Annotated in this window: 20 protein-coding genes; 5 read left to right on the top strand and 15 right to left on the bottom strand. The window is 69.7% G+C overall.

The window, feature by feature from the left end:
- The first annotated feature begins 10 nt into the window (after positions 1 to 10).
- Together KHC28_RS09425 and KHC28_RS09420 are read left to right on the top strand one after the other, a co-directional pair.
- Positions 11 to 925 (top strand): alpha/beta hydrolase, encoded by a 915-nt coding sequence (locus KHC28_RS09425; RefSeq protein WP_312893147.1) that lies wholly within the window; start codon positions 11 to 13, stop codon positions 923 to 925.
- Positions 926 to 1,120: 195 nt separating this feature from the next.
- A complete protein-coding gene (locus tag KHC28_RS09420) occupies positions 1,121 to 2,071 on the top strand; it encodes a DMT family transporter (RefSeq protein WP_246564536.1) in 951 nt (316 codons plus the stop codon).
- Positions 2,072 to 2,246: 175 nt separating this feature from the next.
- On the opposite strand, the gene aceA is transcribed toward KHC28_RS09420, so the two are convergent.
- Both aceA and KHC28_RS09410 read right to left on the bottom strand, forming a co-directional pair.
- Entirely contained in the window at positions 2,247 to 3,560 is a 1,314-nt protein-coding gene (aceA, locus tag KHC28_RS09415) for an isocitrate lyase (RefSeq protein ID WP_214008058.1), read from the bottom strand.
- A gap of 157 nt (positions 3,561 to 3,717) precedes the next feature.
- Positions 3,718 to 3,966: a hypothetical protein gene (locus tag KHC28_RS09410; RefSeq protein ID WP_214008057.1), complete on the bottom strand. Its 249-nt coding sequence runs from the start codon at positions 3,964 to 3,966 to the stop codon at positions 3,718 to 3,720.
- Positions 3,967 to 4,101: 135 nt separating this feature from the next.
- Here KHC28_RS09410 and KHC28_RS09405 point away from each other — a divergent pair, with 135 nt between their 5' ends.
- Positions 4,102 to 5,538, top strand: coding sequence for a helix-turn-helix domain-containing protein (locus tag KHC28_RS09405; RefSeq protein ID WP_214008056.1), 1,437 nt, complete (start codon positions 4,102 to 4,104; stop codon positions 5,536 to 5,538).
- Positions 5,539 to 5,668: 130 nt separating this feature from the next.
- Positions 5,669 to 6,076 carry an OsmC family protein gene (locus KHC28_RS09400; protein ID WP_214008055.1) on the top strand — a complete coding sequence of 136 codons (408 nt, stop codon included), beginning with the start codon at positions 5,669 to 5,671 and terminating at the stop codon, positions 6,074 to 6,076.
- 321 nt (positions 6,077 to 6,397) lie between these two features.
- On the opposite strand, the gene KHC28_RS09395 is transcribed toward KHC28_RS09400, so the two are convergent.
- A complete protein-coding gene (locus tag KHC28_RS09395; RefSeq protein WP_214008054.1) occupies positions 6,398 to 6,706 on the bottom strand; it encodes a putative quinol monooxygenase in 309 nt (102 codons plus the stop codon).
- 122 nt (positions 6,707 to 6,828) lie between these two features.
- Here KHC28_RS09395 and KHC28_RS09390 point away from each other — a divergent pair, with 122 nt between their 5' ends.
- Positions 6,829 to 7,422 carry a TetR/AcrR family transcriptional regulator gene (locus KHC28_RS09390; RefSeq protein WP_214008053.1) on the top strand — a complete coding sequence of 198 codons (594 nt, stop codon included), beginning with the start codon at positions 6,829 to 6,831 and terminating at the stop codon, positions 7,420 to 7,422.
- Positions 7,423 to 7,462: 40 nt separating this feature from the next.
- Here KHC28_RS09390 and KHC28_RS09385 read toward each other — a convergent pair whose 3' ends face one another.
- From KHC28_RS09385 to KHC28_RS09330, 12 genes are all read right to left on the bottom strand, one after another.
- Positions 7,463 to 8,344, bottom strand: coding sequence for a 3-hydroxybutyryl-CoA dehydrogenase (locus KHC28_RS09385; protein WP_214008052.1), 882 nt, complete (start codon positions 8,342 to 8,344; stop codon positions 7,463 to 7,465).
- Between the two features lie 72 nt (positions 8,345 to 8,416).
- Positions 8,417 to 9,379: an electron transfer flavoprotein subunit alpha/FixB family protein gene (locus tag KHC28_RS09380; protein WP_214008051.1), complete on the bottom strand. Its 963-nt coding sequence runs from the start codon at positions 9,377 to 9,379 to the stop codon at positions 8,417 to 8,419.
- Position 9,380: 1 nt separating this feature from the next.
- Positions 9,381 to 10,133 carry an electron transfer flavoprotein subunit beta/FixA family protein gene (locus KHC28_RS09375; RefSeq protein ID WP_214008050.1) on the bottom strand — a complete coding sequence of 251 codons (753 nt, stop codon included), beginning with the start codon at positions 10,131 to 10,133 and terminating at the stop codon, positions 9,381 to 9,383.
- 273 nt (positions 10,134 to 10,406) lie between these two features.
- Positions 10,407 to 11,126, bottom strand: coding sequence for a rhomboid family intramembrane serine protease (locus KHC28_RS09370; RefSeq protein ID WP_214008049.1), 720 nt, complete (start codon positions 11,124 to 11,126; stop codon positions 10,407 to 10,409).
- Positions 11,127 to 11,235: 109 nt separating this feature from the next.
- Positions 11,236 to 11,874 carry a glutathione S-transferase family protein gene (locus KHC28_RS09365; RefSeq protein WP_214008048.1) on the bottom strand — a complete coding sequence of 213 codons (639 nt, stop codon included), beginning with the start codon at positions 11,872 to 11,874 and terminating at the stop codon, positions 11,236 to 11,238.
- Positions 11,875 to 11,889: 15 nt separating this feature from the next.
- On the bottom strand, positions 11,890 to 12,471 hold the full coding sequence (locus KHC28_RS09360) for a cob(I)yrinic acid a,c-diamide adenosyltransferase (RefSeq protein ID WP_214008047.1): 582 nt from the start codon (positions 12,469 to 12,471) through the stop codon (positions 11,890 to 11,892).
- 9 nt (positions 12,472 to 12,480) lie between these two features.
- Positions 12,481 to 12,684 carry a twin transmembrane helix small protein gene (locus tag KHC28_RS09355; RefSeq protein ID WP_214008046.1) on the bottom strand — a complete coding sequence of 68 codons (204 nt, stop codon included), beginning with the start codon at positions 12,682 to 12,684 and terminating at the stop codon, positions 12,481 to 12,483.
- A 52-nt stretch (positions 12,685 to 12,736) separates the two neighbouring features.
- Complete coding sequence (locus KHC28_RS09350) at positions 12,737 to 13,213, bottom strand: TspO/MBR family protein (RefSeq protein WP_214008045.1); 477 nt, start codon at positions 13,211 to 13,213, stop codon at positions 12,737 to 12,739.
- A 177-nt stretch (positions 13,214 to 13,390) separates the two neighbouring features.
- Entirely contained in the window at positions 13,391 to 13,846 is a 456-nt protein-coding gene (locus tag KHC28_RS09345; protein WP_214008044.1) for a baeRF12 domain-containing protein, read from the bottom strand.
- Positions 13,847 to 13,965: 119 nt separating this feature from the next.
- Positions 13,966 to 14,658, bottom strand: coding sequence for a GNAT family N-acetyltransferase (locus tag KHC28_RS09340; RefSeq protein WP_214008043.1), 693 nt, complete (start codon positions 14,656 to 14,658; stop codon positions 13,966 to 13,968).
- The gene (locus KHC28_RS09335) at positions 14,655 to 15,143 is read right to left on the bottom strand and encodes a MarR family winged helix-turn-helix transcriptional regulator (RefSeq protein WP_214008042.1); all 489 of its coding nucleotides are present in this window, start codon (positions 15,141 to 15,143) and stop codon (positions 14,655 to 14,657) included. The genes KHC28_RS09340 and KHC28_RS09335 overlap by 4 nt, the downstream gene beginning before the upstream one ends.
- Before the next feature lie 85 nt (positions 15,144 to 15,228).
- Positions 15,229 to 16,062: a YihY/virulence factor BrkB family protein gene (locus tag KHC28_RS09330; RefSeq protein ID WP_214008197.1), complete on the bottom strand. Its 834-nt coding sequence runs from the start codon at positions 16,060 to 16,062 to the stop codon at positions 15,229 to 15,231.
- Between the last annotated feature and the right edge of the window lie 195 nt (positions 16,063 to 16,257).

Here is a 16,257-nt window from a genome sequence, read left to right as displayed (position 1 = left end):
GGGCCCGGCGGTGAACCGGCGCGAGCTGCTCGCTTTGCTGACGCTGCTCGCCGGCGGTGGGGCGGTGGCGGCGGAAGAGTCTCCGGCGCCGCGCGTAGTGCCGCTCTGGCCGGATACGCCGCCCGGCGGCGGCGGGCCGCAAGGTGCTCCCGACATCGACCGGCGCGCCGCGCTCAGCAACGTCTCCCGGCCGACCCTGACGCTGTTCCTGCCCGAGCGCCCCGCCGAAACCGTTGTGCTCGTCGCCGCCGGCGGCGGCTACCGGCATATCGAGGACGGCAAGGAGGCGCTGCCGGCGGCGCGCTGGCTCGCCGCTCACGGATTGGCGGCGGCGGTGCTCGATTATCGGCTGCCCGGCGAGGGCTGGAGCGCCGGGCCGGTAGTACCGTTGCAGGATGCGCGGCGGGCGCTGCAGCTGCTCGCCTCCGGCATCGCGGAGCCGGGGATCCGCCGGATCGGTGTGCTCGGCTTCTCCTCCGGCGCGCATCTGATGGCGCTGACGGCCGGCGCGGCGCCGATGGGCGCCTATCCCGCCGTCGATGCCGCCGACACGGCAAGCGTGCGGGTGGATTTCGCGGCGCTGATCTATCCGGTGCTCAGCCTTTCCGAGGCGCTGCACCCGACCTCGGCGCAGCGCCAGCTGGTCGGCCGGCATCCCCTGCCGGACAAAGCGGCGGCATGGTCGGCCGAGACCTATGTCGATGCCCGCTACCCGCCGACCTTCCTCGTGCAGGCCGCCGACGACCCGGTGAGCGACCCGCGCCAGGCGCCGCTGATGGCGGAGGCCTGCCGGCGCGCCGGCGTGCCGGTGGAACTCGACATGCTGGCGAGCGGCGGCCATGGCTTCGGCCTCGGCCGGCCGGGCACCCCGAGCGGCCAATGGCCGGACCGCTTCGCCGCCTGGCTGGCAAGTCTTCCGCTCTGAAACGTCTTCCGCTCTGAGGCTCTCCCGCCCTGACGAATTCTCCAACCGACGGTTAGGCCATGGACGGCGTGACGGTCGTCACCCGAAACGGGTGGCGCCGCCGGCGGCCGGCTGGTATCTCCCGCCATCGGCCCGGTTGCGACCGTCCACCTCTGCACGTGACGACCCCGCCGCATCGCCTGCCCGGAGAGTTCCATGCCCCGCCCGACCGTCCGCCCCGGCCCGTCCTCCTCCGACGTCGTGCCGATGGGACCGGTGGACTGGGGGCTGCTGGTGCTGCTCTCGGTGATCTGGGGCGGCTCGTTCTTCTTCGGCAAGATCGCCATCGCCGAGATCCCGCCGCTGACCATGGTGCTGACCCGCGTCGCCATCGGCGCCATCGTGGTGGCGCTGATCGCCCGGCTGAACGGCATCCAGCTGCCGCTCGACCGCCGGCTGCTCAGCCAGTTCGTCGTCATCGCCCTGCTGTCGACGGTGATCCCGTTCAGCCTGATCGCCTGGTCGCAGCAGCACCTGCCCAGCGGGCTCTCCTCCATCCTCAACGCCGCGACGCCTTTGTTCACCGTGCTGGTGGCGCAGGCGTTCACCCGCGACGAGAAGCTGACCGCCGGCCGGCTGATCGGCGTGGCGGTCGGCTTTGCCGGCGTGGCGGTGATGATGGGGCCGGCGCTGCTCGGCCGGCTCGGCGGCCATGAGCTGCCGGCGCAGCTCGCCGCCATCGGCGCGACGGTGTCCTACGGTTTCGCCGCCGTCTATGGCCGGCGGTTTCGCGGCCTGCCGCCGCTCGGCGTCGCCATGATGCAGCTGATCTGCGCCACCGTGCTGCTGGTGCCGGTGGCGGCGCTGTTCGAGCAGCCCTGGCGCCTGCCGGTACCCTCGCCGCATGTGATCGGCGCGCTGATCGGCCTCGGTGCGCTATCGACCGGCATCGCCTTCGTCATCTATTTCCGCATCCTCGGCCGCAACGGCGCCACCAATATCTCGCTGGTGACCTTCCTGGTGCCGGTAAGCGCGATCCTGCTCGGGGCGCTGGTGCTGGGCGAAGCGCTGGAGGCGCGCGAGATCGCCGGCTTCGCGCTGATCGCGCTCGGGCTAGCGGCGATCGACGGCCGGCCGGCGAAGATGCTGTTCGGGCGGCGGGTCTAGCGGCGGGAGCGGCACTCCCGCGCCACGCCCTCGCCTTCACCCACGCCCGGCCGTACTTGCCGCGCGACGGCCGAGGAGAGCGGCCCGGACATGAAAAACCCTCTCCGGCGGGTTGCCGGAGAGGGCAAGTGAGACGGTCGTCTCGGAAGCCGGCCGCCTCCCCAAAGGGATCGCCTCAGAACTGCGCCGTCTCGGTCGAGTCCTGCATCGCCGTGGTGGCGCTCATGCCGTTGGTCAGCGCGGTGGCGATGGCGTCGAAATAGGAGGTGCCGACCTCGCGCTGGTGGCGCGTGGCGGTGAAGCCCTGCGCCTCGGCGGCGAACTCCGCCTCCTGCAGCTCGGAATAGGCGGCCATGCCGTCCTGCTTGTAGCGGCGGGCGAGGTCGAAGGTGGTGAAGCTCACCGAGTGGAAGCCGGCCAGCGTGATGAACTGGTACTTGTAGCCCATCGCCCCGAGCTCGGCCTGGAAGCGCTTCATCGCCGCCCGGTCCATGTATTTCGCCCAGTTGAACGAGGGCGAGCAATTATAGGCCAGCATCTTGCCGGGATGGACCTTGTGCACCCCCTCGGCGAAGCGGCGGGCATCGTCGAGGCTCGGCGTCGAGGTCTCGCACCACAACAGGTCGGCATAGGGAGCATAGGCCACCGCGCGGGCGATGCCGGCCTCGAAGCCGCCCTTCAGCCGGTAGAAGCCTTCCGCCGTGCGCTCGCCGGTGATGAAGGGCGCGTCGGTCTCGTCGATGTCCGAGGTGATGAGCCGGGCAGCCTCGGCATCGGTGCGCGCCATGATCACCGTGGGCACGCCGAGCACGTCGGCGGCGAGACGGGCGGCGTTCAGCGTGCGGATGAAGGTGCGGGTGGGCACCAGGACCTTGCCGCCGAGATGGCCGCACTTCTTCTCCGAGGCCAGCTGGTCCTCGAAGTGCACCGCCGCCGCGCCGGCCTCGATCAGCGCCTTGGTCAGCTCATAGGCGTTGAGCTGGCCGCCGAAGCCGGCCTCGGCATCGGCGATGATCGGCACGACATAGTCGGTCTTCGCCTCCGACTTGCCCTCGCAGCGCTCCAGCGTCTGGATCTGGTCGGCGCGCAGCAGCGCCTTGTTGATGCGGCGGACCACCGCCGGGACGCTGTCGACCGGGTAAAGGCTCTGGTCGGGATACATGTCGCCCGACGAATTACCGTCGGCGGCGACCTGCCAGCCGGAGAGGTAGATCGCCTCCAGCCCGCCCTTCACCTGCTGCACCGCCTGGTTGCCGGTATAGGCGCCGAAGGTGGGCAGGAAGTCGCGGTCGTGCAGCAGCTCCCACAGCTTGCGGGCGCCGTGCTGGGCGAGGGTGTGCTCGATGCGGAGCGAGCCCGCGAGCTTCTCGACATCGGCCGGGGTGAAGGTACGGGAGATGCCGTTCCAGCGATCGGGCGCCCAGTGCGGCGCGGCGAAGGGCGGGTTCGGCGACTGGCGGTCGCCACTGGGGCGGGCAGTGTCGAGCATGATGTCCTCGGTAAAGCTTTTACAGATGTCGATGAGCGAAGGCAGGACGCGGATCGACCGGGCGGCGCGGCGGCACGGACATCGGCCGTACCGCTGGAGCTCGGCGGCGCCGTTTAAGCGGACCGCCCGGTATTTCGCGCTCTGCCGCGCCGGTGCCTCAGCTGCCGGCCCGGCGCATATAGGTGGCGGCCACCATAGGCTCGGGGCCGAGATGCGCGGCGAGCGGCGAGCCTTCCGGCAGGCGGAAGCTGTGGCGGCCCATGCGATGCAGGATCGAGAAGCCCTTCGCCGCCAGGCCGTCCTTGGCGTAGACGCGGCTCACTTCCTCGGCGTCCTGACCGATGATGGTGATGAACTCGTCGCTCTCGTTACGATGGCTGCGGGTGCGGTGAGTGTGGGTCGACATGGTCGCGCTCCGTGTTTGGCTGATGTAAAGATTTGACCACTCGACACCTCAAAGCAAGATATATAAGAAAATCATGGTGTTAAGCTGAAAAGTGCTGTAAAGTTCTTCCACGCGGATTGTAAAGCGAGCAAAGCGATGGCGACGGACGATCCCCAGGTCGGCGGGCGCATCCAGCGGCTGAGGCGCCAGCGCGGCGTCTCGCAGGCGGAGCTGGCGAGCGCGCTCGCCATTTCCGCCAGCTATCTCAACCTGATCGAGCACAACCGCCGGCGCATCACCGTGCCGCTGCTCTTGAAGCTGGCCGGCTTTTTCGGCATCGAGCCCGGCGAGCTGGTGGAGAATGACGAGACGCGGCTGATCGGCGACCTGATGGAGCTGTTCGGCGACGAGGTGTTCGCCGATTCCAGCCTGACCAACCAGGATGTGCGCGACCTCGCCAATTCCAACCCGGCGATCGGCCGGGCGGTGGTGCGGCTCTACGACCAGTATCGCGCGCTGCGCGGCGCGCGGGCCGGCAGCGCCGGCTCCCCCGAGCCGGGCGGACCTCCCCCCGGACAGATGACCGGCGGGCATCCGGCGACCGACGCGGTCTCCGACTTCATCCAGGCCAATGCCAACCACTTCCCGACGCTGGAGGCGGCGGCCGAGCGGGTGCGCGCCGATGTCGACGCCGAGCCGGATTCGCTCGACTACGGGCTGCGCAACTACCTGTTCAACGTGTTCGGGCTGAACTGGCGCACCGCCAACCTGCCGGCCGGCATCGCCCGGCGCTACGACCCGGAGCGGCGCGAGGTGCTGACCGCCGAGGTGCTGGAGCCGGCCTCCGCCGCCTTCGCGGTGGCGCACCAGATCGGCCTGTTCGCCGCCGGGGCGGAGATCGACCGGCTGGTCGACGAGAGCGACCTGCCGGCCGATGCGCCGGTGGTGGCACGCAACGCGCTGGCCTCTTACTTTGCCGGCGCACTAATCATGCCCTATGAGCCGTTCCTCAAGGCCTGCCGCGAGACGCGCTACGACATTGAGCGCATCCAGCGCCGGTTCCGCGCCAGCTTCGAGCAGGTGTGCCAGCGCATGACGACGCTGCAGCGGCCGGGCCAGATGGGGGTGCCGCTGCACCTGATCCGCACCGATATAGCCGGCAACATATCCAAGCGCTTCTCGCTCTCCGGCATCCGCATCTCTCGCCATTCCGGCGCCTGCCCGCGCTGGAACGTCTATTCCGCCTTCCTGCATCCCGAGCGGATCAACGTGCAGATCAGCCAGATGCCGGAGGGCCAGCGCTATTTCTGCATCGCCCGCTCCTATGCGCGCGGCGGCTATGGCTACCAGGCGCCGCGCCGGCACCTGTCGATCGGGCTCGGCTGCCACATCGCCCATGCCGGCAGCCTGGTCTATGCCGATGGCATCGACCTCGCCGATCCCAGCCAGACGGTGCCGATCGGCGTCGGCTGCCGCATCTGCCCGCGCCTCGACTGCGAGCAGCGCGCCCACCCGCCGGCCGACCACCACTTCACCATGAATGAACGTGACCGGGCCGAGAGCTTCTATGCCCCCGGCCGCTGGGGCAATTGAGGCCACCGGCTACCGCCGCAACGGCGCGCCGGAAAGGGGCTTGCGGGATCGGCCGGACCGGAGGAGCATGTCGGGCCTTCGGCTAGCCGGGGATTACCGGCGGACGGAAGGTGCGAACCGGGAGGCGACCATGGCGACGACGCATGTCGAGCTGAGGAGCGTGCCGGGCACCCAGGCCGCGACCGGATGGGTCGGCGGCCATACGGTGACGGTAGACCGGGCGGAGGGGGTGGCCGGAGGTGCGGGCCTCGGCTTCAACGGCAACCAGCTGCTGGCGCTCGCCATCGGCGGCTGTTTCTGCAACGATCTTCACCTCACGGCCCACGCGATGGGAGTGATCCTCACCGAGGTGTCGGTGAGCGTGGAGGTGGACTTCGATGGCGAGCCACCCATGGCGACCGGCGCCCGTCTCACCGCCCAGGTGAGCGCGCTACCGCGCGACGTCGACAATCAGGAACTGATCGCTAAGGCCTTCACGACCTCGGCGGTGGGCAATTCGCTCCGCCGCGGCGTGCATCTGGAGCTGGCCGCCGCCTGACGGCGGACCGGCGCGACCTATACGCCTCCCGACCGGCCGGACCGGCCGGGAGACCGGTCGGAACCTGTGTCCGGCCCTGGCCCCGTCGCCGCAACCGTGGGACGCGAGGGGTCGCAGAGAATATGCCGGGCGCCGGACGCGACAAGACGCGTCCCGGCGCCCGGTGATGCCCTTCCCCCCAAGCCGGACGGGATTGACGCCGCACCAGACGAAGCGGGGCGCCGGTACGGCGTCAGCGCCCGCCCGACGATGGCATCTGCGTATCCGACGGATCCGCGGACACACCGAATTCGGGGGCAGGACCGATTCGGGGAAACCGCCTCAGGCCGTCGTCGCGGCGCCGCCGGCGAGCGGCCGCAGCGCAATGACCGCCGACGTCTCGATATGCTCGGGCAGCTTGGCGAACAGCTCGACGATGTGCGGCGCCGCCAGGTGTTTGTCCAGCAGCTCGCGGTTCGCCCATTCCTCGGTCCAGACGAAGCGGCGCGGCTCTTCCAGATCACGGTTGAGCTGATAGGCGATGCAGCCCTCCTCGGCATGGGTGGCGGCGATGACACCGCGGAACAGGCCTTCGACAAGGCTCTCCGAACCCGGCTTGACGAGGAACATGGCGACGACGGGGACGGTCATGGACTTCTCCTGTGGCGTGCCTCGAAAACATACTGGCGAGTAATATTATCGTCGAGTATGATCGGCGGGCAGGCCGTCGCGAAGCCATGCACATTGCGCATATCCACCCGGGAGCGAAGAGGATGTCGGCGCCGGTTCCGGCCGAAACCACCAAGGGCGAGCGCACCCGCGAGCGGCTGCGTCGCGCGGCGACCCGGGTGTTCGCGCGCGAGGGCTACGAGGCGACGCGGGTCGCCGACATCGTACGCGAGGCCGGCGTCACCCAGCCGACCTTCTATCTCTACTTCGCCAGCAAGGAGGCCGCCTATGAGGACCGGGTGGAGGCGTTTCGCCAGCGGCTGCAGCAGACGACGCTCGGCAACCTGCTCGACCCCTCGATCCCGCATGCCGAGTTCACCGACCGGGTGGCGCTGAGCTTCCGGCGGTTTCTCGACCTGATGGCCGAGGACCGCGAGCTGACCGAGATCGGCTTCTTCCAGCCGCCGGGCTGCACCATCACCAAGGCGCGGCTGGTGCACTGGGTGGCGGACAACATCGCCCGCGAACAGGCCGACCGCCTGTTCCGCGGCGACCTGCCGGCCGAACTCATCGCCCGCCTGCTGGTGGGGCTGCTCGAGCAGTTCGGGCGCATGGAGGCAAGCGACGACCGCCGCCGTGAGCTCGCGCGGGCCTGCGCCGAGCTGTTCTGCCACGGAACGCGTCCGCCTCCCGGCTGAACCGGGAGGGCGAAAGCGTCAGGACGGCATCAAGAGCGCGTCAGCGGGTCGGAATCGGCTTCTCGCCGCGATAATCGTAGAAGCCGCGCTGGGTCTTGCGGCCGAGCCAGCCGGCCTCGACATACTTCACCAGCAGCGGGCAGGGCCGGTACTTCGAATCGGCCAGCCCCTCATGCAGCACCTGCATGATCGACAGGCAGGTATCGAGGCCGATGAAATCGGCGAGTTGCAGCGGCCCCATCGGGTGGTTGGCGCCGAGCCGCATGGCGGTGTCGATGGCGTCGACCGAGCCCACGCCCTCATAGAGGGTGTAGATCGCCTCGTTGATCATCGGCAGCAGGATGCGGTTGACCATGAAGGCCGGGAAATCCTCCGACACCGCATAGGTCTTGTTGAGCCGGGTGACGAACCCCTTCGACAGCTCGAACGTCTCGTCCTCGGTGGCGATGCCGCGCACCAGCTCGACGAGCTGCATGATCGGCACCGGATTCATGAAGTGGATGCCGATGAAGCGCTCCGGCCGGTCGGTGGTGGCCGCCAGCCGGGTGATCGAGATCGACGAGGTGTTGGTGGCGAGGATCGCCTCCGGCTTCAGATAGGGGCAGACGGCGGCGAAGATCTTGCGCTTGATCTCCTCCTTCTCGACCGCCGCCTCGATGACGAGGTCGACATCGCCGAGGTCGCCCATATTGTCCGAGCCGCCGATGCGGGCGAGCGCCGCCTGCTTCTCGGCGTCGGAATACAGCCCCTTCGACACCTGGCGGGTCATATTGCCGTTGATGGTGGCGAGGCCGGACTTGATGCGGTCAGCCACGAGATCGTTGAGGATGACGTCGTAGCCGGCGAGCGCGCACACATGCGCGATGCCATTGCCCATCTGTCCGGCACCGATGATGCCGACGCGCTTGATCTCGAAACCCATCACCTTCGCCCGTTGCCGCCGCAGTCCATGTGGGGCGGGATACCCACTATATCCCGCTCCCGACCTTTTGCCTCAGCTGTTTGACTTTACCTTGGCAATTTCCGCCGTCAGTTCCGGCACGATCTGGAAGAGGTCGCCGACCAGGCCGTAATCGGCGACCTGGAAGATCGGCGCCTCCTCGTCCTTGTTCACCGCGACGATGACCTTCGAGTCCTTCATGCCGGCGAGATGCTGGATCGCGCCGGAGATGCCGAGCGCGACATAGAGCTCGGGCGCCACCACCTTGCCGGTCTGGCCGACCTGCCAGTCATTCGGTGCGTAGCCGGCATCGACCGCCGCGCGCGAGGCACCGACGGCGGCACCCAGCACATCGGCCAGCGGCTCGACGACGCTGTGGAAGTTCTCCGCCGAGCCGAGCGCCCGGCCGCCGGAAACGATGACCCGCGCCGCGGTGAGCTCGGGACGCGCCATCTGCGCGATCGCCTCCGACACGAAGGTCGCGCCCTTCGCCTCGCCGGCGGCCGATGCGTCCGGACTGGCCTCGCGGATCGGCGCCGAGCCGCCTTCGACCGCGGCGGCGAAGCCGGCGGTGCGGATGGTCAGCACCTTCTTCGCCGTCGTGACGCGGACGGTCTGGATGGCGTTGCCGGCATAGATCGGCCGCTCGAACGTGTCGGGCGACACCACCGCGGTGACGTCGGAGACCTGCATCACGTCGATCAGCGCCGCGATGCGCGGCAGGACGCTCTTCCACACGGCGGTGGAGGGGGCGACCAGCGCGTCATATTCGGCGGCCAGCGCCACGCCGAGCGCGGCGACCGGCTCGGCCAGGCGATGCGCATAGGCGGGGGCGTCGACCAGCAGCACCTCGGCGACGCCCTCGAGCTTCGCGGCGGCCTCGGCGGCGGGGCGGGCGTTCGCGCCCACCACCGCGACGGTGACCGGCGCGCCGAGCGCCAGGGCGGCGGTCAGCGCGCGGGCGGTGACCGGGTTCAGATGCGCGTCGTCATGTTCGGCAAACAGCAGGGTCGCCATGTCAGATCACTCCCGCCTCGTTCTTCAGCTTGTCGACCAGCTCGGCCACCGAGGCGACCTTGATGCCGGCCGAGCGCCCGCCGGGCTCGACGGTCTTGAGCACTTCGAGCTTGGGGGCGATGTCGACGCCGAGATCGGCCGGGGTGGTCTCGGCGATCGGCTTCTTCTTCGCCTTCATGATGTTGGGCAGCGACGCGTAGCGCGGCTCGTTGAGGCGCAGATCGGTGGTGAGGATCGCCGGCAGCGCGAGCTCAAGCGTCTGCAGGCCGCCGTCGATCTCGCGGATCACCGTGGCGGTCTCGCCGTCGACGGTCACCTTGGAGGCGAAGGTCGCCTGCGGCCAGGAGAGCAGCGCCGCCAGCATCTGGCCGGTCTGGTTCGAATCGTCGTCGATGGCCTGCTTGCCGAGGATGACGAGGCCGGGAGCTTCCTGCGCCACGATGGCCTTGAGCAGCTTGGCGACGGCGAGCGGCTCCACCGAGGCGTCCTCGGTCTTCACCCAGATGCCGCGATCCGCGCCCATGGCCAGCGCCGTGCGGATGGTCTCCTCGGTCTTGGCCGGACCGACCGACACCGCGATCACCTCGGTCGCCTTGCCGGCTTCCTTCAGGCGGAGCGCCTCTTCCACCGCGATCTCGTCGAAGGGGTTCATCGCCATCTTGATGTTGGCGAGCTCGACGCCGGAGCCATCCGGCTTGACGCGAATCTTCACGTTGTAGTCGACCACCCGCTTGACGGGCACGAGGATCTTCATCGGCCGGATCTCCCGCCGCCCGCATCGGCGGGTCGGCAGTCTCGAACTCCAGGAATGGCGCCGCGCGCGACAGGCGCGACCCCGCGAGGCGCCGCGGAAACTATGGACAGCCCCACGGCCTGTCAACGTAACGATTCGACGAAAGGGAACCCGCGCGAATCCTTTTGCCGCTTATGGAATTCTGAAATTTCCAAAAGACGGCGCAAGCCCTGTCCGACCCCGGCCGGCGGGGCGGCGGACGGCCCGCACCGCCTCGGATCAGATCGCGGCAGCTCAGATCGGCGGATGCCCGTCCGGGGTGCCGTCGCGTGTCGTCACCCAGAGCGGCACGCCGGACCGGCGCAGGAACACCACCAGCACCGCGCCGGTGACGAGGCCGCCGACATGCGCCCACCAGGCGGTGTCGGCCTCGCCGGCGCGCAGGGCGTTCCACATCTGGAAGGCGATCCAGGCGCCGAGCGGCCAGATCGCCGGCACCCGGATCGGGATGCGCATGAACATCAGCACCCAGATGCGCACATTGGGGTGCAGCATGAGATAGGCGCCGACCAGCCCGGAGATCGCCGCCGAGGCCCCGACCAACGGCGAGGCCGATTCCGGCACCGCGAAGGAGTGGGCGAGGCCGCCGGCGACGCCGCAGGCGAGATAGAAGACGAAATAGCGGGCATGGCCGAGCGCGTCCTCGACATTGTCGCCGAACACCCAGAGGAAGGCCATGTTGCCGGCGAGATGCAGCCAGCCGCCATGCAGGAACATGTAGGAGATCAGCGTCAGCTCGGCCGGCAGCCGCTCATATTCGGCCGGCAGCACCGCCGCGTGGTGCACCACCGCCGGGATGGCGCCGTAGCCGAACACGGTGGCGACGTCGATCTCCGGCCGGTAGCCGTGCTGCACCAGCACGAAGATGACGACGTTCACCGCGATCAGCGCCCAGGTGACATAGGCGTGGGTGATGCCTTCCAGCGGGTTGTCGTCGTTGATCGGCAGCAGCATGGTGGGCGATGGCCTGCGGTTCTAGCGATTCGGGGCGCGGGCACCGGCGCTCCGCCGACGCAGAATGCCGCGTCGCGCCGGCGGGCGCCACAGTGCTGACGCCGATGCGCTAGTCGATTCCGGCGAGGGCCAGCGAAGGCCGCGCGGCGAGGCGGGCCCACCAGTCGGAAAGGCCGGGAAAGCCGCCGAGCATCGCCGCGCCTTCCGGGGTCTTGAGGAAATAGTCGATCATCGGCGCCACGTGCAGGTCGGCCAGCGACAGCGTGGCGCCGGCGAGCCACGGCCCCTCGCCCATCAGCTCCGCCATCGCCGCGAGGCAAATTCGGGCCGGTGGCAGCGCCGCCGCGATGGCCGCCTCGTTGACGGGCATGTCGCGCTCCGGCTTCTCCACCCGCTCGACATAGACGCCCCAGACCAGCGCCGGATAGGCATAGGCGTCGGCGATGCCGATCAGCTGGTTCATCCGCGCCCGTGCCCGGGGAGCGACGGGTTGCAGCGCCGGCCCGGCGAAGGCCTCGTCGACATAGCGGGTGATGGCGCCGGTCTCGTACAGGCGGAAGCCGTCATGCTCGAAGGCCGGGATGCGGCCGAACGGGTGGCGCTCCCGATAATCGGGCGGCGGGCCTTCCGGAGCGAAGATGTCGACCGGAACCTGTTCGCAGGCGACGCCCTTCTCGGCCAATACCAGCCGGGCGATGCGCACATAGACGCTGTAGCTGGCGCCGAACAGGCGCGGCGGCGTGCGCATCGAGGCCCCCCGAAATCAGTCCCGCCCCGCCGCCGGCACCCACAGCACATCGCCGCCGGCGCCCGCATTGGCGACCCGGCTCATGACGAACAAGAGGTCGGACAGGCGGTTGGCATATTTGATCGCCGCCGGCGAGACGATCTCTCCCTCGCGGCCGGCCAACTCGACCATCATCCGCTCGGCGCGCCGGCACACGGTGCGGGCGACGTGCAGATGCGCCGCCGCCGGCGTGCCGGCCGGCAGCACGAAGGAGCGCAGCGGCTTCAGCCCGGCATTCAGCACGTCGATGTCGCGCTCCAGCCGGTCGACCTGCGCGGCGACGATGCGCAGCGGTTCCCACCCCCGGTCGACGCCGTCATCGGGGGTGCAGAGATCGGCGCCGAGGTCGAACAGGTCGTTCTGGATGCGGGCCAGCATCGCGTCCATGTCGGGATGATCAGCCAGATGCAGCCGGGCGACGCCGATCACCGCGTTGGTCTCGTCCACCGTGCCATAGGCGGCGACGCGCAGATCGTGCTTGGGCCGGCGTTCGCCGGAGCCGAGCGCGGTGGTGCCGTCGTCGCCGGTGCGGGTGTAGATGCGGTTGAGCACGACCATGGCGGCGCCTCAGCCCCGGTGCATCAGGATGATGGTGGCGAGCACGAAGCACAGCGCCACCGCCTGCAGCAGCACGCGCCACTGCATCAGCTTCTGCGAGCGCAGCGGCGAGCCGCCGCGCACCATGTTGGCGAGGCCGAGGATCAGCACCACCGCCACCGCCCCGAGGGCGATCGGCAGCACCACGAACTTGGCGATGAAGAGAATGTCCATAAGTGGCCTCGTCTGGCCTCCGCTGCGGCGGGACGCCGAAGAGGGCGCCCGCTCAGTTCATCGCCACAATGGCAGCGTTCAGCGCCGTCGCATAGCCGAGCCACAGGAGATAGGGCGCCAGCAGCCACGCCGCGATGGTGTCGATGCGGGCTGAGGCCCAGATGGTGGCGGCGACCGCGCCGACCAGCAGGATGATGACCGCCAGCGCCGCCCCCGGCGCCTCCAGCCCGAAGAACATCGGCGACCACAGCGCGTTGAGCGCCAGTTGCAGGAAGAACAGCGCCACTGCCAGCCGCCGCGCCGGCGAAGTCGTGTGCAGCTGCCACAGCCGCCACAGCGCCACCGCCATCAGCACATAGAGCGTGGTCCACGCCACCGGGAACACCGCGTCGGGCGGCGTCCAGGCCGGCTTGGTGAGACCGGCGTACCAAGTGGGGATCTTCGGCGTGGTGGCGAGGGAGCCGATGGCGCCCACCGCCAGGCACAGGCCGACGCTGACCACCAGGCGGAAGAAGGAAAGCGTCTTCACATTCGGTCCTCCGGCAGGGCGACAGACGGGTCGGCGACTCCCCCCATTACGGCGGAGCGGCCGACGCGGATCAAGTCACGCTGGGAAAGACCGTGGGAAAGCCGCCCCGCCGGGCACGGAACGCGCGCCGCCGGGCGTCCGGTTGCGGGCGCCCGGCGGGATTCGCCGCTGCGGCAATCACGCGGCGACGTGCTTCTCGATCTCGTAGACCGGCAGCTTCACCATGTCGCGGTCGACCTCGCCGATCAGCGCCTCCTGCACCGCCCGTCCATAGAGCGGGCGCAGCACGCCGAGCGCGCGCGGCGAGGCGACCATGACCAGCGCGGTGCCCTCGCCGGCGGCAAGCAGCGCTTCCAGCCGCTCGGCGATACGGCGCAGGAAGGCGGCCTCGGCGAGCGCGTGGAAATCGGTGGTCTCCACCGCCGAGCGCGCGGTGCCGGTGGACTGGTGCACGCGGCCGGGCGCGTCGGTGCCCTGGGCGGCGGTCGGCGGGTTGTCCTGCTCATGCACCTCGCGGGTGCGCAGATTGGGGAAGGCCTGGTCGCCCTCATTGCGCAGGAACAGCGCCCGCCGCCCATCGCACACCGCGACGAGCGCCCCGGCCGGAAGGCGAAACTTGTCGGAATGGGTCATGTGCCGGATCTCCTCTGCTGTCCTGCCGGCCATCCCACGCCTATGTGCGGGACGGCGCCTTGATCGGGGTCAAGGATCGAGGTCAAGGCCGGGCGCCGGCGAAAGTTCCGCCGCGCGCCTCAGCCGGCCCGGACGGTGACGATCCGCATCGGACACCGCAGGCGGAAGCCGATCGATTCGTAGAGACGGATGGCGGCGTTGCCGGCATAGGCGTGCAGATAGGGGGCGTCGCCGGTGGCGGCGATCCGGGCGGCGACGAACAGCGACAGGGTGCGGGCAAGGCCACGGCCGCGAAAATCTGGATGTGTGCACACGCCGCTCAGTTCGGTGAAGCCGGGCTGCCGCAGCCGCTCGCCGGCCATCGCCGCCAGCCTGCCCTCGAGACGGACGCCCCAGAACCGGCCGACGCTCAGCGCCTTCACGCTGAACGGACCGGGCCGGGTGAGCGTCGCCAGCTCCAGCATCTCGGCGGCGTCGGACGGGCCGAGCGGCACGAGGCCCGCCCCGTCTTCCGCCGGCAGGAAACGCGCCAGGGCGGGCATATCGGCGACCATCTGCACGGCCTCGGCAACCGAGGCCGGCGACAGCCCGGCCGGCAGCCTCACCGCCTCCGCCTCGGCGAGCACCACGCTGGCGCCGGGAGCGAGCATTGCCATCAGCGCATGGCCGGCCTCCGGGCTGTCGTCGCGCAGCGCGGCAAAGGGCAGGATGTCGGCGGGAAAGCGCTTCGCCAGCGGGCCGCCTTCGGCAAGCGGGGCATGCCGGCTGGTCAGCGCCGCCCAGACCGGGCGATCGAGCGGATGCGCGGTCAACGGGCTCTCTCCTTGCTGCGGGCGCGGCGATGCAGCGGCGCGGCGGCCAGCCGGTCCTCGATCGCCGCGAGCTGGGCGAGCAGCGGGCCGTCGAGGCCGGCGCAGAGCTCGGCGACGGCGGCGTCGATGCGCGGCCAGAGTTCCGCCTTCGCCGCCTCGACGAGTTCGCGCCCGGCGGCGCTGAGCGCGACGATCTTCTGCCGCTGGTCGTCCGGGCCGGGCCCGGTCTCCACCAGCCCGCGCTCGACGAGGCGCACCACCGTGCGGGTGACGCCGGGCTGCGAGACGCCGAGCGCCTGCGCGAGATCGCCGACGGTAAGCGGACCCAGTCGGTCGAGCGCGGCGAGGAAGGGATGCTGGCCGGATGGCAGCAGCGGATCCAGCTCGTCGAGCAGATGCTGGGTGTCGGCCTGCAACTGCTCGCCGAGCCGCTTCAACCGGCTGCCGAGCGCCAGATGGCCAAGCGCCCGCAATATGTCGTCCATGCGCGATCTCCCGATCAATATAACAAGTTATATAACGTGTTATGTTATTGCCGGCAAGGCAGCCGCCGGGAGCAGGACGGCCGGGCTAGTAGGCTTCCTCGCGGGCGCGGCGGATGGCGGCGTTGAGTTCGCCGCCATACACGAAGATCGAGGCGGTGGTGTAGAGAAAGACCAGCGCGATCATCACCGAGGCGAGGCCGGCATAGGTGGTGACGTAATTGCCGGCGAAGGCGGCGAGGTAGCGCCCGAAGGCGGCGCCGGCGCCCAGCCACAGCCCGAGCGTGACGAGGATGCCCGGCGCCACGTCCGACAGCCGCCGGCGCCCGGCCGGCAGCCACATATGCGCCACCACCAGCGCCACGATCAGGATCACCGAGGTGGCGGCGTAGCGCAGGAAGGTGATGACCCCGCTGAACGGCTCCAGCGCCGGCAGGAAGCGCACCGCGCCGAGCCACAGCACCGGGCCGAGCACCACCAGGAAGGACAGAGCGAGCAGGCCGGCGGCGCCGACCAGCACATAGCCGATGGATTCCAGCCGCAGCCAGTACCAGGAGCGCATCTCCTTCACCCCATAGGCGCGGTTGAGGCCGATGCGCAGGCTCTCGATGCCGTTGGAGGAGAAGTAGATGGCGAGCACCACGCCGACGGTCAGCGCGTCCGTGCGCACATGGGTGAGCACCGAGGAGATTTCCCGCCCGATCGGCGCGGCGACCTGCGCCGGCCACGCCTCCAGCATCAGCTGCACCGTCTCCTTGGCGAGGTCCTGGAAATCGAAGAAGGCGGCCAGAGCGGTGACGAAGATCAGGAACGGGAACAGCGACATCAGCGCCGAGAGCGCGATGTGGCTGGCGATCGCCCAGCCATCGTCCTCGACGAAGCGCCAGAACGCATCCCAGGCGATATCGTAGGCACGCAGAATAATGCTCGTGTCTCCCGGGATGGCGGCGCGAGGCGGCGACGGATGGCTGGTAACGAAATCGGACGTCGGGGCGCAAATGGCAAGCCTCGCGGCGCGGATTCCAGCCACAGGGTTAAGCTGAGGACTAGCGAAACGCTCCGTTCGCCGACATGCGCCGCACGGGTTTTTGGCGCAGCGGCAATGGAATGTGATAGA

The sequence above is a fragment of the Ancylobacter sonchi genome (assembly GCF_018390695.1).
Classification (GTDB): domain Bacteria; phylum Pseudomonadota; class Alphaproteobacteria; order Rhizobiales; family Xanthobacteraceae; genus Ancylobacter; species Ancylobacter sonchi.
The sequence above is the reverse complement of the archived record's forward strand: the minus strand, read 5'-3'. Positions and strand labels throughout refer to the sequence as shown.